Origin of the sequence: Agrobacterium sp. LY4, assembly GCF_001526585.1 — a bacterium.
Classification (GTDB): domain Bacteria; phylum Pseudomonadota; class Alphaproteobacteria; order Rhizobiales; family Rhizobiaceae; genus Agrobacterium; species Agrobacterium leguminum.
In genome coordinates this window covers 1-21,935 of sequence record NZ_ASYA01000002.1, presented here as the reverse complement: position 1 = coordinate 21,935, position 21,935 = coordinate 1, and the positions used below count along the sequence as shown (strand labels likewise).

Genomic DNA, 21,935 nt, shown 5'->3' with positions numbered 1-21,935 from the left:
AAAACGACGGCGCCGCTGACGCTACGGACAAGCGAGGCGTCGCCGTCAAATAGATGTCGCCATGCAAAAAGGGGAGCGGGGATGGTGGATGGCCAACCCCGCATTCCTGCAAAGCTGTACCTATCCTGTCATGTGCGGATTGCCTAAACATTACGCCCGCTGCGGGGCGGTCAGGCCGCTGCGAAAGCGTCTATTGTTTTGCCTGTGTGGTATCGGGCGCCACACGATAGTCATCGATGCGGCCTGCCGGTGCATCGGCCATTTCGCCCCGCTTGGTCAACCTTTCGCGCGGCGATTCCACCACGGATACGCGTGTCGGTCCGGCGGCCAAAGGGGCATCGCCCAGCAGCTTGTCGCCGCCATCGAGATTGGGGTCGGTGAGACTGATAGGCTGGGTGCGCACCTGCCCGGCATCGATGCCGAGCGCGGGCAGGGAGGTAAGTGCCGGCAGATTGCTGCCGTCCAGTTTCACGAGGTCCGGCCCCGCGCTATCGAGGTGCCTGCGCACGAATTTTTCGACGTAAAATGCAAGCTTGCGTTTGCCGGCCTGCGTCATGCCGATGCCATCAGCCTCGCGCAGGCGCGCCTGCTGGCCGTTCATGTCGTAGCCGGTAATGACGAATTTTCCCGCCTCATCGACGAAGCCGTCCCAGACGTCCACGAATTCGCCGCCGTATTTCTCGACATGGCTGCGATAAAGCCGGTTGAAACCGACGAGATCGGCCGAAAGCGACGGCGACTGGAAGGCGGGCAGGCCAACCCACAAGAGCGGCACCTTCTGGCGTCCGGCAAGGGCCAGAAGCTCATCGATCCGCCGCTCATATTCCTTGAACCAGACCTCCGTGCCGAATTTTTCCCTGATATCGCCGATCTGCATCTGCTGGCGATCGTTCGATCCCATCATGATGACGATGGTGGCCGGTTTGGTCTCGCTGATGAATTGCGGCAGGTTGGTGAACCAGTCGTAATAATCGGTGCGGACGAGGCCGGAAGAACCATTGGCACGCACATCGACGGCGATTGCAGGCGAACTGGCGAAGGCATTGACCAGTTCTTCACCCATGCCGCCGGCGAGAAAATCGCCGATGACCAGAACGCGCCGCGCATTTTCAAGCTTGGCGGCAGGCTCCGGCTTTGCGGTCCGCATCTGCACCACCGAGGGCGCTTTTCTGGCGGGTTGCGGGCGGGTGACCGATCTTTCGCGCGGAGCAGACGGAAAGTCGCGGCGGTTGCGGGGCTGGTATTCGCGCCCGGATCCGCCATCGCGGCCCACCGGTCTGCCGAAGAGCATTTCAAACAGGGTGCGCCGTTGCTCCTGGGCGAAGCTTTCGGAAGGAACGAGCGGCACGGTAAGGACAGCGGAAAGAAGGACGGCGCAGAAACGCCAGCCGGTTCTTCCGTTCTTCGCCGCAGGTTTCCTACTCATGACATCAACCTTTCCGGATGCATCGGCGGCGTTCACGCCGCCGCCGAATTCACCGGCACATTATCAATTGCGCAAGGCTCTCAGCAACCGCTGCGACGGCTGGCCATCGGTTTCCATACCCATGCGCGACTGGATGGCGCTGATGGCGGCTTTCGAACCGGAGCCGAAGTTCCCATCCACCTCGCCGTCATAATAGCCGAGTTCCTTCATGCGGGTCTGCAGCTCGAATTTTTCACGAATGTCCAGCGTCCCATCGGGGCGCGGCCATTTCTGCTGCATGCCGCCATAACCGGCGATCTCATCCGCAAGCAGGCCGACGGCGAGCGCATAGCTGTCGGATGCGTTGTATTTCTTGATGGTGAAGAAGTTCTTCATCATCAGGAAGCCGGGGCCGTTTGCCCCGCCCTGCAATTTCAGCATGGCGCGATCGGAGCCGCGCGTGAAGTTCTTGCCGTTCGGGCGGGCGAAGCCGAGCTTCGTCCATTCCGCAATGGTCTTCGTCTGCCCTTCATAACGGGCGCCGCCACGCGGAACGGCGGTTTCATAACCCCAGGTCCGGCCGGGCTCCCAGCCGTTCTTGGAAAGAAGATTGGCCGCAGTTGCCAGCGCGTCCGGAACCGAGTGCCAGATGTCGCGCTTGCCGTTGCCATCCGCATCCACCGCATAAAGCAGGTAGCTGGTGGGAATGAACTGGGTGTGCCCCATCGCGCCCGCCCAGGAGCCTGTCAGCTGTTTCGGCGTGACATCGCCCGCCTGGAGAATCTTCAGAGCCGCGATCAATTGCGTGCGCGCGAATTTGGCGCGTTTGGGATCGGAATAGGCGAGCGTTGCCAGCGCCTGCGGGATGTTGTGCAGCCGCTCCGGCTTTTCGAGAACCGCGCCGTAATTCGATTCCATCGACCAGATGGCGAGAATGATGTGCTTGTCGACATTGAAGTTACGCTCGATCCAGTTGAGGGTCGTCGCGTGCTTCATCTTCATCTCGCGGCCGATCCGCACCGTGTACGGATTGACGCGGGAATCGAGATAATCCCAGATCTGCGTGGTGAATTCCGGCTGGAAGGTGGCCTTGCGCAGCGCATCCGGATCCGGCTCGCTGACACCGGCAAAGGCCTTCTGATAGGTCGCCTTGCTAATGCCTTCTTTCGCGGCTGTTGCATAGAACTGGTTGATCCACTGACGGAATCCCTGATCGGCGCGGGCCGAAACGGGCGCCAGCGAGATTGCCAGGCCTGCAACCACCATGCAGCCGAATTTGCGGACATCTGAAAGGATCATCTTTGTCATCGTCTGTCTTTCGTTCTCTCGAATGTCATTTCGATTGCGAAAACGCATCGGGCGTCATCATGGATAACAAAAGAACGTCAACAAATTCTTTACCATTAATAGATGGTAGCGTCACCCTTTACAAAACGTTGTTATTTTTGAAATAACAACAGCGTGCGGGGATTGTGATCAAGTTTTATCTCTCAGGAGGGATATGTGGTAGAACAGAAGAAAATTCGGAAGGCCGTATTTCCGGTCGCAGGTCTCGGCACGCGTTTCCTGCCCGCAACCAAGGCGGTTCCGAAAGAAATGCTCACCGTCGTCGACAAGCCGGTCATTCAATACGTCGTCGATGAGGCGGCGGAAGCGGGCATTGAGCATTTTGTATTTGTCACCGGCCGCGGCAAGGCGGTGATCGAAGATTATTTTGATATTCAATTTGAACTTGAACAGATGCTGCGCGAGCGCAACAAGAATGCCGAGCTGACATTGCTGGCCGGCCTTCTGCCCAAGGCGGGCACCGCGAGCTTCACGCGCCAGCAGGTGCCGCTCGGTCTTGGCCATGCGGTCTGGTGCGCCCGTGATATCGTCGGCGACGAGCCTTTCGCCGTGCTCTTGCCCGATATGATCATGCATTCGCAGAAAAGCTGCCTCAAGGGCATGGTCGAACTTTACGACCAGACCCAGGGCAACGTCATCGCGGTGCAGGAATGTGCTCCCGACCAGACGCATAAATACGGTATCGTCGGCGTGGGTGATGCCGTGGGCGAAGGTTTCAAGATCACCGAAATGGTCGAAAAGCCTGCCAAGGGTACGGCGCCGTCGAATTTCTACATCAACGGCCGTTACATTCTTCAGCCCGAGATTTTCGACATTCTCGAAAATCAGGAGCGTGGCGCCGGCAACGAAATCCAGCTGACGGACGGCATGCTGACGCTCGCGAAGTCGCAGGAATTCTCCGGCTATCATTTCCGTGGCCAGACCTTCGATTGCGGCGCCAAGGATGGTTTCATTCTTGCCAACGTCGCTTTCGCGCTGGAGCGTGGCGATATTCGCCCTGCGATCGAAGAGCCGATCAAGGCTCTGATCGACGTGTTGAAGTAATTCACCAGAACAGAAACGGGATCCCGGCCTCAGCGCCGGGATTTCTTTTTGGCCGAAGCCTATCGCTTGAGGACAAGTCCTGCGCCGACGCGCAGCTCACTGCTGTCGTAAACCGGCGTCCACTGGTAACTGACATCCGCCGTCAGGTCGAGATAGCGGTTCAGTCCCCAGGTCAGGCCGGCGCCTGCGGTATATTCCACGGCATTTTCCGTGTCGGAAGAGGGGAATGTGCGATGCACGATCTGCCCCGTCAGGCGGGCAACGAGGTTGCTGCGCAATTCGTGGGTCAGACCGGCATCCAGCCGATAGGAAACCCAGCCACCCTGTGGTCCGCCGGCAAAGTCCTCTATCGTCGTGCGCAGGCCAAGATTGACATTCGTGCCGCGCTGGGGTGACCAGTTGAGTTCGCCATCCAGCGTCAATGCGCCGATCGAGGCGAGGCGATCGTCGTCATATTGCTTGCGCAGATAGCCGATGGCGGCCTCGCCGCGGGTCTTCTCGCCAAGATCGACTTCCGCGCCGACCTTCGCCCCATAGGCATTGGAGGAGCGGGCATAGCCCGAATTGTCGAGACGCCTGTCATATTTGGTCATCCCGGCATTCAACTCGAGGAAGGGGATGAGGGCCGGCGACAATTCATAACCGATACGTCCACGTAGGTTCGCGCCGTTCTGATCACGGTCGCTGAGGCTGATCGGCCGGCCGTCGACGCCTTTCGCGTCCGTATAGACCGTGCGCGAGAGATCGAGTGCCGCCAGGCCGCGCAGCTTGCCGAAATCCCGCTCTATCGATGCGCTGGTGGTGAAGCGGTGTTCGCCGCCCTGCACGGCAGCGCCGGTGAGAGCATTGGGGTCCGTCGTGTCTTCGCGGCTGAATTCGTAACCGGCCTTGAGATTGGCCATCGTTTCTTCGCCGAGATCAAGGCGCAGATCGGCCTCTATCCTGGCCCGGGGTTCTTCGCCGTCCTTGTCGCTGCCGAAATTTCTCTCCCAGGCGCCGTCGCCCGTCACCGTCAAAGCGTGGCGGGACCAGTCGCTGGTGAGCGTACCGCGTATGCCTGTCGTCAGATAGTTGCGTCTGGAAGGACCGCCGGTATTCGTCTGCTTTTCCGTATTGATCGTCTGGCTGATCGAAGGCCGCAGCAGGAATGTGCCGAGCCGGATGCCGGGCGTCTGGCCGGGTTCGGTCGCTATCCGTGGATTTTCGCCACCGTCCACCGTCGGCTCATAGGGGTTTTCGGCCTCGGCATAGGGTTGGCCCGCTTCGTCCTGCTGTTCGTAAATCGGATCGCCGGGATTGTTGGACGGACGCCAGAGTTGCGGTGCGGGCGTGGGCGTAGCTGTGGCAGGGACAGCGCCAGTGCTCACCCCATTGTCCGTCGCCGGTGTGGGTGAAGCTGCTCCGTCGACGGCAGAAGCGCTGCCCGGCAATACGGGTACGGCTGTCGTTGCAGTCTGCGCGAAGGTGTTTCCCTGCGGGTAAAAAATCGTGCAGGCGAGCAGCAGGGTTGCTGCTTTCCGCGACGTCGGCAGACGTGTGGCGGTGCCCTTCACGTTCATTCCTTTTCACCCGGCGAGTTTGGCCGATGCCGGATCGAAGGGCCACCAAGACATCTCCTCAGACCCGATGAGTGACAGGCCGATGAAATGACGTGAAGAAACCAGGGACCAGACAGGCGACGCAAGTTTTAACATCGCTTTAACAATAGGTTTTTTATGGTTAACAGTTGATAAAGATCGCCGGGATTTCAGTGTTATGGCAGGGGCGCAAAGCCAACGGCGCCGATCATCGGACCCGGCGGGCCGATTTCAGCCGTCACCATGACTGGAGGAAAATGGTCAAGAATGCAAAATATTCCTAATATGAGAAGATTAAAACGTTTCAATTCGGCACGGAATCGCCCTATAGTTTATAGGGGCTGATCTTCTATTGCTCAGCAAGTGGTATTGAATTTTATTTTGTGTGACAGCGTCGTTTCATGAATCCCGTTTTGAACACCAAGCAGGTCGGTTTTTATTGTTGGGATATTACCAATGACCGTTTCTATCTAGACGAAGTATGTGCTGAACTCTTCGGTATTCCACTGCGGCAGGCGATGCAGGGCATCAGCATTTTTCAGATGCTTGAAAAAGTGGACCTGGATCATCGAAACCGTGTGATCGAAACGGCGTTGATCACCCTGAAGGCTGCGAGTTTTTATAATCAGGAATATGCCGTGCGCCGCAGCGACGGCTCGGTCTCATGGGTAAGGACGCTCGGGCGATATCTGGTCGACGAGGAAAACATCCCTTTCAAGCGACTTGGAACGATGGAGGAGATTTCTCCGCCGGATCGACGTCATTGATGACATGTCGCTGTACCGAAACCGTTGAGCATTTTCGGACGACATCTACTAAAACCCGGCGCTGGCCGGCTGGAGAGTGGACTTATTCCGGCTGAAAGAGTAACAGTCGGCCATGATTACGCGCGCCGTCAAACTGGTCGAAGACAATGCCATCGAATCCGCCGTGCGGACGATTTCGATGGAGCGGGCTGGCCTTGCCGCCCTTGAGGATGCTCTGAGGAACGGTCTTTCCGACCCCTTCTGCAAGGCGATCGAGACCATCGGCCAGTCGAATGGCCGTCTCATTATTACCGGGGTTGGGAAAAGCGGCCACATAGGCGCGAAGCTTGCCGCCACCTTCGCCTCCACTGGAACGCCTGCCTTTTTTGTGCATGCGGCGGAGGCCAATCACGGCGATCTGGGCATGATCGGCGGCGATGATGTGGTGCTGGCCATTTCCAAGGGCGGCGAAAGCGCGGAACTGCGCAGCATCATCAATTATTCTCGCCGGTTCTCCATTCCGCTGATCGCGCTCACCTGTTCGGAAAATTCATCGCTGGCACAGGCTTCCGATATCGTGCTGCTGGTTCCCAATGAGCAGGAAGCCTGCCCGCTCGGCCTTGCGCCCACGACCTCTACGCTGATGCAGCTTGCGCTGGGCGATGCCCTTGCCGTTGCACTGCTGGAGGCGCGCAATTTTACGGCGGGCGATTTCAAGGTGTTTCATCCCGGCGGCAAACTGGGGGCGAGCCTGACGCTGGTCAGCGATATCATGCATACCGGCGATCGTGTGCCGCTGGTCAACAAGGGAACGGCCATGCCGGAAGCGGTCGGGGTTCTCTCCCGCAAGCATTTCGGCTGCGTCGGCATTCTGGACGAGGATGGCCGCCTGTGCGGCATCGTCACCGAGGGCGATATGGCGCGCAACCTGTCGCGCAACCTCGCCGAGATGACGGTCGACGACATCATGACCCGCACGCCGAAGACCGTCAAAAAATCGGTGCTGGCGACCAGCGCGCTGGCGACGCTGGAAAAATTCCACATTGGCGCGCTGATTGTCATCGATGACGACAACCGGCCCATTGGGCTGGTGCATTTCCACGATCTCTTGAGAATTGGCGTGGCTTGACGCCACCGCCGATCCTGAAAAGCTGGTCTGAATCTATCGGTCCAACGGCTCGATTGTCAGCGTTCGTCCGCGTGCGGAAGCGATCCTCACCCGGGTGCCGGCCGGCAGGTCTTCGCCGTTGACCGGCCACCAGGTATCGTCCAGCCTGATCCGGCCACGCCCTTCGACAATCGGTTCCTGAAGGGTCGCGGTGCGGCCGACAAGGCTTGCCTCACGCTGGTTGAGGAAGGGCTCGTCGCTTGCCGCCCGGTTCCTGCCGAAATACTTGCGGCCGAGCAGGGCGAAGACGACGGAAAGCGCGGCAAACAGCACCAGCTGCAATTGCCAGGCCCAGAATGCCGCATCCCACAAAAGCAGCGAGACCGCGCCGATAACCAGCGCGGCGAGGCCGATCCAGATCAGGAACACGCCGGGAGCGATGAGTTCGGCGGCCAGAAGCACGAAGGCGACGATCCACCAGCTCCATGGTCCCAGCTCAGTGGCAAGCCGTTGCAACATCATTACTTCTCCGACGAGGAACCGAAGGGATTACCGGGGATCGTGACGTTGATGCTCTGGCCGGAAGGCCGCGTCGGCGGCACGGAGCGGGACGATGTGGAGGCGGCAGGCGCGGTCGGCGCATCGCCCCTGTCACCGAAAACCTCTTTCGCAATCGTGCCGATGCCGCCGAGTGAGCCGATTAGCGCCGAAGCCTCCATCGGCATCAGCACGATCTTGGAATTCTTCGCCGTGCCGATCTCCGCCAGAGCCTCGGTATATTTCTGGGCGACGAAATAGTTGATGGCGTGGACATTGCCGGCGGCGATGGCTTCCGAGACCATGCGGGTGGCGTTGGCCTCGGCCTCGGCCAGACGCTCGCGCGCCTCGGCATCGCGGAATGCCGCTTCGCGCTGGCCTTCCGCCTCCAGAATGGCGGATTGCTTTGCGCCTTCCGCCCGCAGGATCTGGGCATTGCGGGCGCCTTCGGCTTCCAGCACCTGCGCGCGTTTTTCACGCTCGGCCTTCATCTGCCGCGCCATGGAATCGACGAGATCCTTCGGCGGCGCAATGTCCTTGATTTCGATACGGGTGACCTTGATGCCCCATGGTCCCACTGCCTCGTCCACCACGCGCAGCAGGCGATCATTGATGGCGTCGCGGTTCGACAGCAATTCGTCGAGGTCCATCGAGCCCATCACCGAACGGATATTGGTCATGGTGAGGTTTTCGATGGCCATTTCCAGATTGGCGATCTGGTAAGCGGCCTGCGCGGCATTGAGGACCTGGTAGAAGGTGACGGCGTCGGCGGAGACGCTGGCATTGTCGCGGGTGATGACTTCCTGTGTCGGTATATGAAGGACCTGCTCCATCACGTTCATTTTCGAACCGATGGTTTCGAAGAACGGCACGATGAGGTTCAGGCCCGGCTCGAGCGTGCGGGTATAGCGCCCGAACCGTTCAACCGTGTAGCGATGCCCCTGGGGCACGGTCTTGATGCCGGCAAACAGCACCAGAATAACGAGAACCACCGCTGCCATGACGACGATGTCGAAACCGCCCAATGCAATCATCACTTTTCCTCCTGATCAGAACCGTCCGGGTTTTACCCCGGCATCGTTATGGCAAGATTACACCCATCCTTGCAACTCCCGCCGCACAACCTTTTCGAGAACATTCATGCCCTCGGCGCTGTCGTTCAGGCAGGGAATATGGGTAAATTTCTCTCCGCCATTATGCAGGAAAATCTCGCCCGCTTCACCGGCGATTTCTTCCAGCGTCTCAAGACAATCCGAAACGAAGCCGGGATTCATCACGGCGATGCGCTTGATGCCTTCCGACGCCAGCTTTTCCACGGTCTTGTCGGTATAGGGCTGCAACCATTCTTCCGGTCCGAAACGCGACTGGAAGGTGATCATGAAATTTTTCTCTGTCCGCCCCAGCGCCTCGCGCAGCAGCCTGGCGGTTTTCTGGCAGTGACAATAATAGGGATCGCCCTTTTTGAAATAGGATTGCGGAATGCCGTGGAAAGAGGTGATCAGCATTTCCGGTTCCCAGTCCAGCGTCGCCAGATGGTTTTTGACCGAGGCGGCGAGCGCCTCGATATAGGCCGGATCGTCGTGATAGGGCGGTACGGTGCGGATGGCGGGCTGCCAGCGCAGCTTCATCAGATGCTCGAAAGCCTTGTCGTTCACGGTTGCCGTGGTCGATGCGGCATATTGCGGATAAAGCGGGAAAAGCAGGATTTTTTCGCAACCCTGTTCCTTCAGCGCATCGATCTTCGAGGCGATGGAGGGCTGGCCGTAACGCATGCCCCAGTCGACCGCGACATTGGGCAGGTCCTTCAGCGCTTCCGCCAGCAGCTCGCCCTGGCTGCGAGTATAGGTGCGCAGATAGCTTTCATTGCGCGCGTGGTTCCAGATTTCCTCATAGGCCTTGCCGACTTTCTGCGGGCGCTTGTTGAGAACAATGCCGTAAAGGATCGGATACCAGTAGAGACGCGACCATTCGATTACCCGCTTGTCGCTCAGGAATTCCGCCAGATAACGGCGCATCGGCCAATAGTCCGTCCCGTCAGGTGTGCCGAGGTTGACGAGCAGGACGCCGACCTTGCCAAATGCCGTGCGGGGATGGTTTGCGGGGAGTGCGGATAGTTCTGTCGCCATGAATGATACCCTGAAACTCGGACTGGTTGCGTGAGGAACGGTTCCGTTTCGGACAAGGGCGGAAATGCTCCATCTTCTGTTTATGCGTGCCGAACGCAAACCGCGACGGTTGGGCCGGCAATGCCCGAGCTATACGCTCGTGCCGTCAATTTGTTCACGTGTTCTAGACGAAATTTTTCAGGATTAAACCACCGGCGGAGGCTATTTCCGGGGCGGGCGGCGCTGCAGGATGTCCTTTGCCAAAATTTGATCTGTAAAGAATTGTTTTTAAAAGGAAAATAAGAAGCCGGCCCCGATCTCCGAGGGCCGGCTTCCTGTCTGCGGCAAATTGCCCTGTCTGTTCCCGTCCGGCTTATTGAGCCGGCAGTTCCAGTTCCTCGCCGATCTCGATGTGGTTCGGATGCTTCAGCGTGTTTGCCTTGGCAATCCTGCTCCAGAGAGCGCCGTCGCCATATTTCTCGGCTGCGATCTTCCAGAGCGAGTCACCCTTTTCAACGACATATTTGCTGGCGGCTGCAGCGGCAGCGGCGGGCGTCGTCGTGGCCGGAGCCGTGGCGGCCGGTGCTGTGGCGGCGGGTGCAGTGGCGGCGGGTGCAGTGGGAGCGGGGGCCGGTGTGGCGGCCGGCGCGGGTGCCGCAGGCTTTGCCGGAGCGACATAACCCGCCGGCGTCACTTCGCTGATGCGGCCATCCGTGTAGGGCTTATAGGGGCTGTTGGCGGTGATATAGGCCGCAACGGCTTCCTCGAGGTTGGGGCCGAAGTCATAGGCGTTGATGGCCTTGGTCGCAAAGACCTTGAAGCCGTCGCCGCCGGTACGCACGTAATTATTGGCCGCGACGATATAGGTCTTGGCGGGATCGAGGGGCACGAAGGCGTCGCCTTCCTTGACCTCGACCGAAACGACGCGGCCGCCGGCCGGCTTCGAGCGGTCGAAGGAATATTTCAGGCCGGAGACCTGCATGAAACGACCAGCGCCGTCGTCGATCTGGCTGACGCCGTTTTCGAGGGCGGCGCGAATGTCCTCACCCTTCAGCTGGAAGGTCGCGACGGTGTTCTGGAACGGTAGAACCGTCAACACTTCGCCCATGGAGACATCGCCGGCATCGATGGAGGAGCGCAGGCCGCCGCTATTGGCGAAAGCGATGGTCACGCCCTGATCCTTGACGCGCGCAAGCGTTGCATCGGCCACCAGATTGCCCATGGAGCATTCCTTCACGCGGCAAACCTTACGGTCTCCCTCAATCGGGCCTTCCGAGGAGCCGACGACCTTCGATTTCAGAGCCTCGATCGGCGCCTTCAGCTCATCGATGCGCTTCAGCGTGGCTTCATCGGGCTTGAAGGAGGAGTCGATCAGGATGGGATCGCCCTTGCTTTCCTTGACCACGCCACTGTCGTCGAAGACCACTTTGAGGTCGCCCAGATATTTGCTGTACTGCCCGGCCTGAACGACCGGAACCTTGTAGCCGCCGGGATTGTCGACGAGGGTCGGATAGGGGCCTTCGGCCTTCTGGTCGGTGTTGGAAAGCAGCGTATGTGTGTGGCCGCCAACCACGACGTCGACGTCAGGGATTTTGGCGATGAATTCGAGATCGCGCGGATAGCCGACATGGGTCAGCGCGATGATCTTGTCGACGCCGTCCTGCTTCAGCTTCTGCACCTGCTCGCTGATTTTCGCGACATCTTCGGCGATGGTGATATTGGGACCGGGCGTTGCCAGTTCCGCCGTGTCGTTGGCCACCGCGCCAACGATGCCGATTTTCTGTCCGCCGACTTCGAGTACGATGGACGGCTTGACGCGGTCGCCGATTTTCGAGGCGGCGGTTGCCACCACATTGGCGGTCACGACGGGGAACTGCACCTTGTCGAGGAAGCCGGCAAGCCCGTCCTCGCTGTCGTCGAACTCATGGTTGCCGACGGTCATGGCGTCGAACTTCATGGCGTTCAGCACTTCCGCTTCCACGGTGCCCTTGTAGGTGGTGTAGAACAGCGAGCCCTGGAAATTGTCGCCGGCATTGAGCAGGAGGACATTCTTGCCTTGAGCCTTCAAGGCATCGCGGGTCTGATTGATTGCGGTCAGAAGACGGGCGGCGCCGCCGAAGCATTCGTTTTTGCCTTCTTCTTCCGCCGAGCAGGTCGAGTCGAACTTGTTGATCGATTCGATACGGGAGTGAAAATCGTTGATGTGAAGAATGTTGAGCTCGTAATCGGCCAGAGCCGCTCCGGCCGAAAGCGTTATCGCTGAAACGCTCAGCATGCCCAGTCCCAAAATTTTCTTCATGGTCCCTCTCTCCTGTTCAAAGCGGAAGCCCGGGCCGGTCGATCATCCTCCGGCCGTGCTCATTTTCTAATCTGAAATCATGTCAGTCTTTCAAAGCGCGATGTTTCCATTTAGCGGCAATCGCCGCAAGCGAAATTATGACAGGCGCACAATAAACAAAAACGCACGCCTGAGGCGTGCGTTCCGGAAGATCATCTCTTTGAAAAGGTGATGTTATCAGCCCTGGCGCGTCAGCGAGAACTGGCTGTTCGTGTCTGTCGTGCAGTTCAATTGTGACGGGGAGACGAGGGCGCAGTTGACGCGCGACTGCGTATTGCGCACCAGCGAGGTCATGTTGATTTCGTAAAGCGTCGGCGAAATCGTCACATAGGTGCCGGAGGCCAGAAGCGTGTTGGTGTCGGTCGAGCGGGTGGAGAAGGCGCCGTTCTGGAACGTCGATACGATGCCGTTGCGGTCGATCCAGCGACCGTCGACAGCCGGGCCGCGGGCAAGCGAAGGCGCCATCGAGGTCTGCTGGGAGGGACCCGGCGCGACGCATGAAGACACCGCGATTGCGGCTGAAAGCAAAGCAGCGCTTGTCTTGAAGTTCATGAGCCTGTTCTCCTGCGATTCGATGAAACCTTCTGTGCTTCGACCATGCCGCGAAGCGTTGCTTATTTCAAGGCAACGTTGTTCGCTCTCCCCGGTTCCTGATGTCGTGCAGGAAAGCCCCGACGTGACAAATATGAGACTCCGTCCCGTCAGCGCACGAGGATGTTGCGAAACTGCCAGGGATCGGACGTATCGATATTGTCGGGAAACAGGCCGGGGCGGCCATCGGTCGGCTTCCAGTCGGTATAATGTCCCTCGACGGGTCCGAGATAGGGGCGCTGCACCTCAAGGCAACGGCGGTAATCCATTTCATCCGCCTCGACGATACCGGCCTGCGGGTTCTCAATCGCCCAGACCATGCCCGCGAGCACAGCGGAACTGACCTGCAATCCGGTCGCATTCTGGTTGGGGGCGAGGGAGCGTGCTTCCTGCAGGCTCAACCGCGAGCCATACCAATAGGCATTCCTGTCATGGCCATAAAGAAGAACGCCGAGTTCATCGGCGCCGTCGACAAGCTCGTCTTCGCCGAGCACATGCTGGATCGGCTGAGGGGTGCCGCCATTGCCGAAAAGCTCATGCAGGGAAAGAATGGCGTCATTGCAGGGATGGTAGGCATAATGGCAGGTCGGCCGATAGGTCACGTCGCCATCATCGTTGCGGACGGTGAAATAGTCGGAAATCGAAATCGCTTCGTTATGCGTGACGAGAAATCCGTATTGCGGCCCAAGGCCCGGACACCATGTCCGCACCCGCGTATTGGCGCCGGGCTGATCGAGATAGATCGCCGCCTTGCTGCCCTTTTTCTGCTTTTTCGCGTTTTTCGGCATCCAGTTTTCATGCGTTCCCCAGCCGAGTTCGGCCGGCTGAAAACCTTCCGCGATAAAACCTTCGACCGACCATGTGTTCCAGAAAGCGCCGAAGGGCTTGGGTTCTTTCGCCCGCTGGGTGTCGCGTTCGGCCACGTGAACGCCCTTGACGCCAAGCCGCTTCATCAGCTTTGCCCAGCCTTCTCGGTCATGCGGCTGCGGCTCCCCGATGTCGAGGCCGGTATCTTTGGCGAGATTGACGAGTGCCTGTTTCACGAACCAGGACACCATGCCGGGATTGGCGCCGCAGGTGGAAACCGCCGTCGTGCCGCCCGGCTTGCGCGCCCTTTCCTTCAACATGGTCTCGCGCAGTGAATAGTTGGTTCGGGCCGCATTGTCGGCATCGGCGTCGAAATAAAAACCGGGCCAGGGTTCGACGACCGTGTCGATGTAAAGCATGCCATGCTTGCGACAGATCCGCATCAGATCGACGGAGGCGGCATCGACCGAAAGATTGACGCAGAAGCCCTGGCCCTGAACGCCCTTGAGGAGCGGCTTGAGAATCTCGCGGTAATTTTCCTTGGTCAGATGCGTCTGGATATGGCGGATGTTTCTCTCGGCCAGAAAGGCGGCGATGTCTTCGCGCGGGTCGATGACGACGAGCCGGGCCCTGTCGAAATTGAAATGACGTTCGATCAACGGAAGAGTGCCGCGCCCGATGGAGCCAAAGCCGATCATGATGATGGGGCCGTCAATATCGCCGTAAATCGGGTGGTTTGCATCCGTCATTCGTCAATTTTCCTTTTTCAGCCAATAAGTAAGCTAGATCACAAAAGCGTGCCACAATAAAGGGCAGGTGGATGACGGACATATGACGATGGCGACTGCAAGACGGGCGCACGCACCCTTTCCACCGCATTCTGCCTCTTCGCATTTTAGAGAGTGCGTTTATAATTAAGTTCTTCTTTTCCTCTCTATGTCCAAAGGCTTGGGGGCTTTGGCCGGATGACGACGGGGGAATTTTCGCCATCACGGGGGAGTTACCTGTTGAATAATCTTATCGAGCGTGTCGCAGCGCTTCAGAGTGCTACCCCCGTTCTTATTGCGCTTTACGATTCCGAGGACCGGTTGCGCCATGCCAATCCGTCGTTTCGGGAAAGCTTTCAGCTCGCCGCCGGCGATTTCCCGACCTGGGCGGATATCATGCGGCTGAACCACCGGCTGCGCACCGGTGTCGTCGTCCGCAACAATGATTTCGAGGGATGGCTGCTGTCGGCGCAGTCCCGGCGCGGCAAGCTGCCTTACCGTGCCTTTGAGATGGATATGCATGACGGCCGCTGGTTCTGGATGACGGAAACGGTGCAGCAGGATGGCTGGATGCTGTGCGTTGCAAGCGACGTCACCGAATTGCGCCAGGGCTACAGAACGCTGCGGCAGGATCGGGATCTGGCAGTCCGCGCCTCGCAGACGGATGAATTGACGGGAACGGCAAATCGCCGTTTCGTTTTCGCCAAGCTGGCTTTGCAGGTGGAGCGGGTTGCCAAGGGGCTGGAAACGCCTTTTTGTCTGTGCACGCTCGATATCGATTTCTTCAAGCAGATCAACGATCGTTTCGGTCATAAATGCGGGGATGCGGTGCTTCGCGATTTCGTCGGCATCGCCCATTCCGTCATCCGGCGGGTGGATTGTTTCGGCAGGATCGGCGGCGAGGAATTCATGCTCATCCTGCCGCGCAGCACGGTGGCCGAGGGCCGGGAGATCGTCGAGCGGCTGCTGCAGAAGGTGCGCCTTTCGAGGCCCCTCTCCGAATTCCCGGACTTTTCCTATAGCTGCTCGGCCGGGTTGACGGTCTATCGCGCGCCCGAAAGCGCCGACGATGTTTTCATGCGGGCGGATCAGGCTCTTTATGCGGCCAAGGAAAAAGGCCGGGACCGGCTTCTGGCGGTGACCGTTTAGACGAGTTCCGCCGCAATCAACCCATGCAGCGAATTGCCGACGAAGAGTTTCCGGCCGGCAATATCTTCCGGTTTCAGCGCCTGTCCGCGCGCCCTGCGTTCGCGGATCAGATCGGCGCGCAGCACACCCGGCAAAATGCCGCTGTCGAGCGGCGGCGTCAGCAATTGCCCATCCGGCATTTCGACGAAAATGCTTGTCGACGATCCCTCGCACAACTCGCCGCGCTCGTTGAGCAGCAGCACCTCGTCGGCCTCTCCGGCTGAAAATTCGGCCCGGGCGGCATCATAGGGCTCGCGGCGCGAAGACTTGTGACGATAGAAGGTGTCGGTGGAATCGAGCGTGGTTTGCCGGGCGATGCGAACCCGCCAGACGGCATCCTGCCGCAAGGGCTGGAAGTCGGCGGTTTCGACCTCGAGTTCGCCCTTGTAGTTCATCACCAGCCTGACGCAGAGCGGCTTTTCGCCGCCCACCTTTTTTTCCAGAACCTGAACCGCATTGACCGGCGCGCGAAAACCGAGCGCGTCGGCGGAGCGCAGCAATCGGCGCATATGCTGGTCGATGCGCTGAAAGCCGGTCTGCGGCTCCCAGCGCAGGGTTTCCCTCAAGGTCAGATCGGCGGGTTTGCGTTTCATTGCCTGTGCTCGTCGCCTGAATTGTTGCCGGTGTCTTCCGCCGGCAATATCAACCGGCAAAGCTTGTCCGAAATAGGATAGCCCTGCCGGCGGAAGAGATTAAGCCTGTTTATTATCCAGCGCTTCGAGCTCGTCGATCAGCCCCTCGATCATCGAAAGCCCCTTGTCCCAGAAGGAGGGATCGGTCGCATCGAGGCCGAAGGGTTTCAGAAGATCCGAATGATGCTTGGTGCCGCCCGCCTTCAGAAGCTCGAAATATTTCTCCTGAAAACCCGTCTCGGCCTTCTGGTAAACCGCATAGAGCGAGTTCACCAGGCAGTCGCCGAAGGCATAGGCATAAACGTAAAAGGGCGAGTGAATGAAATGGGGGATGTAGGTCCACCATGTCTCGTAGCCTTCGGAAATCCGGATCGCCGGGCCCAGGCTCTCGGCCTGAACGGACAGCCACAATTCGCCGATCTGCTCGGAGGTCAGTTCGCCCTGTTTGCGGGCGGTGTGCAGTTTGCGCTCGAATTCATAAAAAGCGATCTGGCGCACGACCGTGTTGATCATGTCCTCGACCTTGCGGGCGAGCATGGCCTTGCGTTCCCGGATATCCCTGGTGTCGTCGAGCAGCTTGCGGAAGGTCAGCATTTCCCCGAAGACGGAGGCGGTCTCGGCAAGCGTCAGCGGCGTCGCGCACATCAAGGCGCCCTGTTCGCCGGCCAGAACCTGGTGAACGCCGTGGCCGAGTTCGTGGGCAAGCGTCATCACGTCACGCGGTTTGCCGAGATAGTTGACCAGCACATAAGGATGGGCTGAGGGCACGGTCGGATGCGCGAAGGCGCCCGGCGCCTTGCCGGGGCGGGCCGGCGCGTCGATCCATTCTTCATCGAAGAAACGGCGGGCAATGTCGGCCATCTCGGGGGCGAAATTGCCATAGGCGGAAAGCACGGTGTCCTTTGCCTCATCCCAGGGAATGATCGTGTTCGACGTATCGGGAAGCGGCGCGTTGCGGTCCCAATAATTCATCTGCTCCATGCCGAGCCATTTCGCCTTCATGGCGTAATAACGATGCGAGAGGCGCGGATAGGCCTTCTTGACCGCCGCCGCCAAGGCATCGACCACCTCGCGCTCGACGCGGTTGGCGAGATGACGGCTATCGGCAATATCCTCGAATTTGCGCCAGCGGTCGGAAATATCCTTGTCCTTGGCAAGCGTGTTGGTGATGAGCGTGAAGACGCGCAGATTGTCCTTGAAGGTGGCGCTCAGCGCCTGAGCCGCTTTCTTTCGGGTTTCCGGCTCCGGCTCCTGCAGCATGTTGAGCGTCACTTCCAGCGGCAGGCTCGCACCGTCTATGTCGAAACGCAGATCGGCCATCGTCTCGTCGAACAGGCGGTTGAAGGCCGCCGCGCTGGTCATCGATTTTTCGAGGAACAGCTGCTCCAGCTGGTCGTCGAGCTGGTGCGGCTTGTCCTTGCGCAAATCCACCAGCCATGGGCGGTAGTGCCCCGCTACGGCGTCATTCGCCATGCAGGCATCCATCGTGGCGTCATCGATGCGGTTGAGTTCAAGGGTGAAGAACAGGAGGTGAGAGGAAATATCCGTCAGCTTCGCCTGGGCATCGCCGTAAAGCTTGCCATTCGCCGGGTTCGACGTATCGGAAAAATAGGTGAGCCCGGCAAAGGAGCCGATGCGGCCGATGAGATCGTCCAGCGCTTCATATTCCTTTAGCGCAGCTCCGATGCCCTTTTCGCCCGTCGCCTTCGCGGCAGCTTCAAGCTTGCCCTTCCATTTCTTCTCGAAAGCCGCCGCCATCGACGCCGCCTTCTCGAGATCGCCCTTGTATTCCGGCGAATCGCCCGACGGATAGAGGTCCGAGAGCTTCCAGCCGGGCAGGTCGCCAAGCGCCGGACCGGCGGTTTCGGCAAGGGAGAAGACGGGTTGCGGGGTAGGGCGGTTGAGGGTCATCGAACGTGTCCTTCTGATTATGCGTGCGAAGCATATGGGGACCTTGTTTCCCGCGGCAATGGATAAAATGCAAGCAATTCTCAAAACTGGATGTTCAAGTCTCCCATGCCAGAGTGCGGAATAAGGGACCGCATGAAGCAGGTCCATAAACCGGAAACCGGAGCTAAAAATGACCGCGCATGTTCTCGTGATAGACGATGATCCCGTCCAGCGCCGCCTGCTCAAAAATGCGGTGGAACGTTATGGGCATCTCGCCTTGCTCGCCGAAAACGGCAAGGCGGGGCTGGAATTGCTCAAGCAATATAGCGGCGAGATCAATGTCATCGTCCTCGACCTCATGATGCCTGAAATGGACGGGCTTACCTTTCTCAAAGCTATCGGCGAACTCGGCACCGATGTTCCCGTCATTGTCCAGACGGGGCAGGGCGGCATCGATACCGTCGTGCAGGCCATGCGCGCCGGCGCTTTCGATTTTGTCGTCAAGCCGGTTTCGCCGGAAAGGATCGGCGCTGCCATCTCCAATGCGCTCAAGCTCGACAGGAGAGAGGCAAAGGCCCGCACGGGCCGGCGCGGACGGAGCAATGCAGTGAATTTTACCGATATCGTTTCCGCAAGCCCCGCAATGCTGAGGGTCATTGAACTCGCGCAGCGCGCCGCCCAGTCCAGCATTCCCGTGGTGCTGGAAGGCGAATCCGGTGTGGGCAAGGAAATGGTCGCTCGCGCCATCCAGTCGGCCGGAGACAGGGCGAGCAAGCCGTTCATCACCGTCAATTGCGGCGCCATTCCCCATAATCTCGTGGAAAGCATCCTCTTCGGCCACGAAAAGGGAGCCTTCACGGGCGCGACGGAAAAACATGTCGGCAAATTCATGGAGGCGGATGGCGGCACGCTGTTCCTCGACGAAATCGGCGATCTGCCGCTGGACGTGCAGGTGAAGCTGCTCCGCGCGGTCCAGCAGGGCGAAATCGAAACCGTCGGCTCCGCACGGGTGCAGAAGGTGAATGTGCGGCTGATCTCCGCCACCAACAAGAACCTCATCGAAGAGGTGAAGGAAGGCCGCTTCCGCGAAGACCTTTATTATCGCCTCAACGTCTTCCCGATCACCATTCCGGCGCTGCGCCGCCGCAAGGAAGATATTCCCCATCTGGCGCGGGTTTTTGCCGAGCGCTTTTCGGCGGAACAGAAATTGCCCAATCCCGTCGGCCTCAACGCCAGCGCGCTGGCGCTGCTGACGGCCTATGACTGGCCGGGCAATATCCGCCAGCTCGAAAACGCCGTCTTCCGCGCCGTGGTGCTCTCGCAGGGCGAGGAACTGTCGGATTCCGATTTTCCGCAGATCGCGCTTCAGCTGCCGGAATTTTCGACCGGCGACGATGCGGACGATGTCATCCGCACACCATCGGGAGCGTCGCTGAAGCTTGCGGCCTATTCACCGGCTCCGCCACCGGCCGCTGAAAACCACGCCGTCATCGAGGAGCCGTCGGATATTTCCACCACCATCTACCGGGGCGGAAACCTGATCTCCAGCATGGATGAATCGGGCAATATCCGCAAACTGGCCGAGATCGAGGAGGAGCTCATCCGTTTCGCCCTGCGCTTCTATCGCGGGCAGATGAGCCAGGTCGCCAGAAAGCTCGGCATCGGCCGTTCGACTCTTTACCGAAAGCTGAAGGATTATGGCATCGATCCCGACGATCCCCTTCGAGATGCAGCCTGACCGCACAAACCCCGCATTCGAAGGCAGATCGTAAATTCGTTAACTTCTGAGCAAGGATATCCGCTTACCGTCTATAAACCTCTTGTTAGTGGCTGATTCACTATGTAGAGGAAGGTTGTATGTGTGTGGCAATTTTGCCATCGTGTCACCGTATTTGACGTTCATTTGAGGCAATGTGACAGAAATTGTCTTCCAGGCGGGGATCGAATTGCCATATCTGCATCGGAATAACGCGCTTTCGACAAAGATCGCGCGCGGCTTGATCAAGGATATATGCACGAAGCTGTCGGCGCGCGCTGTCACCTTTGCCTGCCTGATGCTCGCCGCAATGCCTTTCGTAGGTGTTTCGGCGACGGAAGCCGCCGCCGAGACGCGCAGCCTCAAACTGTATTATATCCATACACGCGAGAAGGCGGTCATCACCTTCAAGCGCAATGGAAAATATGACCAGAAAGGTCTGCAGGAGCTGAACCGCTTCCTGCGTGACTGGCGTCGCAACCAGCCGACACGCATGGACCCGCGCCTTTTCGATCTCGTCTGGGAAGTTTATCGCCGCAGCGGCGCGACCGACTATATCAACGTCGTTTCGGCCTTCCGCTCGCCGGAGACCAACGGTTTGCTGCGGACACGCACCAAGGGTGTCGCGGAAAAAAGCCAGCACATGCTCGGCAAGGCCATGGATTTTTATATCCCCGGTGTGAAGCTCGCTCGCCTTCGTGAAATCGGTATGCAGATGCAGATCGGTGGCGTCGGTTTCTATCCGACGTCGGGCTCTCCCTTCGTGCACATGGATGTCGGCGGCGTTCGCGCCTGGCCGCGCATGAGCCGCCAGGAACTCGTCCGCATCTTCCCGAACGGCAATACGCTGCATCTTCCTTCCGACGGCAAGCCGCTTCCCGGTTACGAGCAGGCGCTTGCCGATTACAAGAAGCGCGTCAGCTCCTCCTCCATTCAGGTTGCTTCCAGCGCCGGTGCCGGCCCAGCCTCATCTGGCGGCGGCAAGCGCAAGACCCTGTTGCAGGCCCTCTTTGGCGGTGGCGGCGACGAGGATGAAGATCCCGATAGCATCGCAGCGCCGGAGCCCGCAGAACGCCCGGCTGTCGCCCGTCCGGCGGCTCCGCAGCAGGCGGCTCCCGAGCCTGAACCCACAATTGCAGTTGCTTCGGCACAGGCGCTTCCCGGCGTGAACGATGCGCCGCTGCCGACGGCCCGACCTGCCTTCGGCAACCAGCCGCCAGCCAATACCGGCCTTGCGACCGCGCTTTATTCGCCGGCCCGCAATGCCGCACAGGATGCCCTGCAGGCAGCGACCACGCCGACTCCGGCTTCCGCGCCGGCCGAGCGCCAGCAATTTGCCGATCTGGCTGAAGTATCCGTGCCGGTGCCTACACTTCTTGGGCCCCGTGGCATGAAAGGTGATGCGGAAGGATCGATCCTGACGGCTTCCGCAGATGGTGCGACACCGGCTGCGACCGGCGAACTCGCTTCTGTTCCGGTTCCCGCAAATCGTCCGGCCGTGGCGGAAGCCCTGCTGGCGGCGGCCAATGCCGACCCCGAAGGTGAGGACGATCTTGCCGAAGCGCAGGAGGATACGCTTTCGCCGACGGTGGTTGCGGCTCTTGAACAGAGCGGTCAGGCCGCCCGGTCGCAGGTCCAGTCGGCTGCCATGCCGACAGCCGCGCCATTCCCGGCCGCCGTCAACCACAAGGTTACCGTCGCACCCGCTGAAACGGCCAAGGCTGAACCGCAGGCTGGCTTCGGTGATGCTTTCGACCTGAAGCCCGCCATCAATGGCGGCCTCAGCGCCGGCATGCCGACCAAGGGTTCGCGCCCGAGCAGGCAGGATGCCGCCGTTTCCCAGCAGGCCATGGTGGGCGGTGGACGCCTGACGCAGGATCTGATTTCGGATTGGGCGCTCAACCAGAACAAGGGTACGACTGGGCGCTCGGTGAAGGCGCCGCGTGTTGTCGCCAACCGCATGCTCAGCAGCGACATGTCGGCTTCCGCCACCTCGGCGAGCTTCAAGCCCGGTGCCGTTGCCATCGAATCCAGCCGCTTCAGCACGCCGGTGAAGATGCACTGAGCCTGTTTTCATAAGTAAGACGGCCGAGAGGC

17 protein-coding genes are annotated in these 21,935 nt (G+C 59.5%); 6 read left to right on the top strand and 11 right to left on the bottom strand.

Annotated elements, in window-relative coordinates; genetic code table 11:
* Window positions 1–190 precede the first annotated feature (190 nt).
* Together L904_RS04930 and L904_RS04925 are read right to left on the bottom strand one after the other, a co-directional pair.
* A complete protein-coding gene (locus tag L904_RS04930) occupies window positions 191–1,426 on the bottom strand; it encodes an SGNH family hydrolase (protein ID WP_020809058.1) in 1,236 nt (411 codons plus the stop codon).
* A gap of 63 nt (window positions 1,427–1,489) precedes the next feature.
* Window positions 1,490–2,713 (bottom strand): lytic murein transglycosylase, encoded by a 1,224-nt coding sequence (locus L904_RS04925; protein ID WP_003519550.1) that lies wholly within the window; start codon window positions 2,711–2,713, stop codon window positions 1,490–1,492.
* Window positions 2,714–2,908: 195 nt separating this feature from the next.
* On the opposite strand from L904_RS04925, the gene galU reads away from it, so the two are divergent.
* A complete protein-coding gene (galU, locus tag L904_RS04920; protein ID WP_035260991.1) occupies window positions 2,909–3,796 on the top strand; it encodes a UTP--glucose-1-phosphate uridylyltransferase GalU in 888 nt (295 codons plus the stop codon).
* A gap of 59 nt (window positions 3,797–3,855) precedes the next feature.
* On the opposite strand, the gene uppP is transcribed toward galU, so the two are convergent.
* Window positions 3,856–5,355: a polysaccharide biosynthesis protein UppP gene (uppP, locus tag L904_RS04915; RefSeq protein ID WP_020809351.1), complete on the bottom strand. Its 1,500-nt coding sequence runs from the start codon at window positions 5,353–5,355 to the stop codon at window positions 3,856–3,858.
* Between the two features lie 419 nt (window positions 5,356–5,774).
* On the opposite strand from uppP, the gene L904_RS04910 reads away from it, so the two are divergent.
* Together L904_RS04910 and L904_RS04905 are read left to right on the top strand one after the other, a co-directional pair.
* Window positions 5,775–6,140 (top strand): PAS domain-containing protein, encoded by a 366-nt coding sequence (locus L904_RS04910; protein WP_020809352.1) that lies wholly within the window; start codon window positions 5,775–5,777, stop codon window positions 6,138–6,140.
* A gap of 112 nt (window positions 6,141–6,252) precedes the next feature.
* Window positions 6,253–7,248: an SIS domain-containing protein gene (locus L904_RS04905; RefSeq protein ID WP_003519544.1), complete on the top strand. Its 996-nt coding sequence runs from the start codon at window positions 6,253–6,255 to the stop codon at window positions 7,246–7,248.
* Between the two features lie 33 nt (window positions 7,249–7,281).
* Here the strand turns inward: L904_RS04905 and L904_RS04900 are convergent, their stop codons facing one another.
* From L904_RS04900 to L904_RS04875, 6 genes are all read right to left on the bottom strand, one after another.
* A complete protein-coding gene (locus L904_RS04900; protein WP_031233584.1) occupies window positions 7,282–7,746 on the bottom strand; it encodes an NfeD family protein in 465 nt (154 codons plus the stop codon).
* 2 nt (window positions 7,747–7,748) lie between these two features.
* Window positions 7,749–8,798 (bottom strand): SPFH domain-containing protein, encoded by a 1,050-nt coding sequence (locus tag L904_RS04895; RefSeq protein WP_020809354.1) that lies wholly within the window; start codon window positions 8,796–8,798, stop codon window positions 7,749–7,751.
* Window positions 8,799–8,855: 57 nt separating this feature from the next.
* Entirely contained in the window at window positions 8,856–9,890 is a 1,035-nt protein-coding gene (gene hemH, locus L904_RS04890; RefSeq protein ID WP_020809355.1) for a ferrochelatase, read from the bottom strand.
* A gap of 352 nt (window positions 9,891–10,242) precedes the next feature.
* Entirely contained in the window at window positions 10,243–12,168 is a 1,926-nt protein-coding gene (locus L904_RS04885) for a 5'-nucleotidase C-terminal domain-containing protein (protein ID WP_020809356.1), read from the bottom strand.
* 216 nt (window positions 12,169–12,384) lie between these two features.
* The gene (gene omp10 / locus L904_RS04880; protein ID WP_003497694.1) at window positions 12,385–12,759 is read right to left on the bottom strand and encodes an outer membrane lipoprotein Omp10; all 375 of its coding nucleotides are present in this window, start codon (window positions 12,757–12,759) and stop codon (window positions 12,385–12,387) included.
* A gap of 149 nt (window positions 12,760–12,908) precedes the next feature.
* Window positions 12,909–14,354, bottom strand: coding sequence for a homospermidine synthase (locus tag L904_RS04875; protein WP_020809357.1), 1,446 nt, complete (start codon window positions 14,352–14,354; stop codon window positions 12,909–12,911).
* Between the two features lie 258 nt (window positions 14,355–14,612).
* Here L904_RS04875 and L904_RS04870 point away from each other — a divergent pair, with 258 nt between their 5' ends.
* The gene (locus L904_RS04870) at window positions 14,613–15,521 is read left to right on the top strand and encodes a GGDEF domain-containing protein (protein WP_020809358.1); all 909 of its coding nucleotides are present in this window, start codon (window positions 14,613–14,615) and stop codon (window positions 15,519–15,521) included.
* Here the strand turns inward: L904_RS04870 and L904_RS04865 are convergent.
* Together L904_RS04865 and L904_RS04860 are read right to left on the bottom strand one after the other, a co-directional pair.
* Window positions 15,518–16,153 carry an aminotransferase class IV family protein gene (locus L904_RS04865; RefSeq protein WP_020809359.1) on the bottom strand — a complete coding sequence of 212 codons (636 nt, stop codon included), beginning with the start codon at window positions 16,151–16,153 and terminating at the stop codon, window positions 15,518–15,520. The genes L904_RS04870 and L904_RS04865 overlap by 4 nt on opposite strands.
* Window positions 16,154–16,252: 99 nt before the next feature.
* Window positions 16,253–18,103 (bottom strand): M3 family oligoendopeptidase, encoded by a 1,851-nt coding sequence (locus L904_RS04860; protein ID WP_020809360.1) that lies wholly within the window; start codon window positions 18,101–18,103, stop codon window positions 16,253–16,255.
* Window positions 18,104–18,272: 169 nt separating this feature from the next.
* Between L904_RS04860 and L904_RS04855 the strand changes: the two genes are divergently transcribed.
* The gene (locus tag L904_RS04855; protein ID WP_003520377.1) at window positions 18,273–19,820 is read left to right on the top strand and encodes a sigma-54 dependent transcriptional regulator; all 1,548 of its coding nucleotides are present in this window, start codon (window positions 18,273–18,275) and stop codon (window positions 19,818–19,820) included.
* Between the two features lie 175 nt (window positions 19,821–19,995).
* Complete coding sequence (locus L904_RS04850) at window positions 19,996–21,903, top strand: DUF882 domain-containing protein (RefSeq protein WP_035261053.1); 1,908 nt, start codon at window positions 19,996–19,998, stop codon at window positions 21,901–21,903.
* Window positions 21,904–21,935 lie beyond the last annotated feature (32 nt).

Bases quoted from the DNA above. Each gene is read 5' to 3' on its own strand.
- L904_RS04925 (WP_003519550.1), bottom strand. From the start codon at position 2,713: ATGACAAAGATGATCCTTTCAGATGTCCGCAAATTCGGCTGCATGGTG.
- L904_RS04930 (WP_020809058.1), bottom strand. From the start codon at position 1,426: ATGAGTAGGAAACCTGCGGCGAAGAACGGAAGAACCGGCTGGCGTTTC.
- hemH (WP_020809355.1), bottom strand. From the start codon at position 9,890: ATGGCGACAGAACTATCCGCACTCCCCGCAAACCATCCCCGCACGGCA.
- L904_RS04875 (WP_020809357.1), bottom strand. From the start codon at position 14,354: ATGACGGATGCAAACCACCCGATTTACGGCGATATTGACGGCCCCATC.
- L904_RS04910 (WP_020809352.1), top strand. From the start codon at position 5,775: ATGAATCCCGTTTTGAACACCAAGCAGGTCGGTTTTTATTGTTGGGAT.
- L904_RS04860 (WP_020809360.1), bottom strand. From the start codon at position 18,103: ATGACCCTCAACCGCCCTACCCCGCAACCCGTCTTCTCCCTTGCCGAA.
- L904_RS04900 (WP_031233584.1), bottom strand. From the start codon at position 7,746: ATGTTGCAACGGCTTGCCACTGAGCTGGGACCATGGAGCTGGTGGATC.
- omp10 (WP_003497694.1), bottom strand. From the start codon at position 12,759: ATGAACTTCAAGACAAGCGCTGCTTTGCTTTCAGCCGCAATCGCGGTG.
- L904_RS04885 (WP_020809356.1), bottom strand. From the start codon at position 12,168: ATGAAGAAAATTTTGGGACTGGGCATGCTGAGCGTTTCAGCGATAACG.
- L904_RS04895 (WP_020809354.1), bottom strand. From the start codon at position 8,798: ATGATTGCATTGGGCGGTTTCGACATCGTCGTCATGGCAGCGGTGGTT.
- L904_RS04905 (WP_003519544.1), top strand. From the start codon at position 6,253: ATGATTACGCGCGCCGTCAAACTGGTCGAAGACAATGCCATCGAATCC.
- L904_RS04855 (WP_003520377.1), top strand. From the start codon at position 18,273: ATGACCGCGCATGTTCTCGTGATAGACGATGATCCCGTCCAGCGCCGC.
- uppP (WP_020809351.1), bottom strand. From the start codon at position 5,355: ATGAACGTGAAGGGCACCGCCACACGTCTGCCGACGTCGCGGAAAGCA.
- L904_RS04865 (WP_020809359.1), bottom strand. From the start codon at position 16,153: ATGAAACGCAAACCCGCCGATCTGACCTTGAGGGAAACCCTGCGCTGG.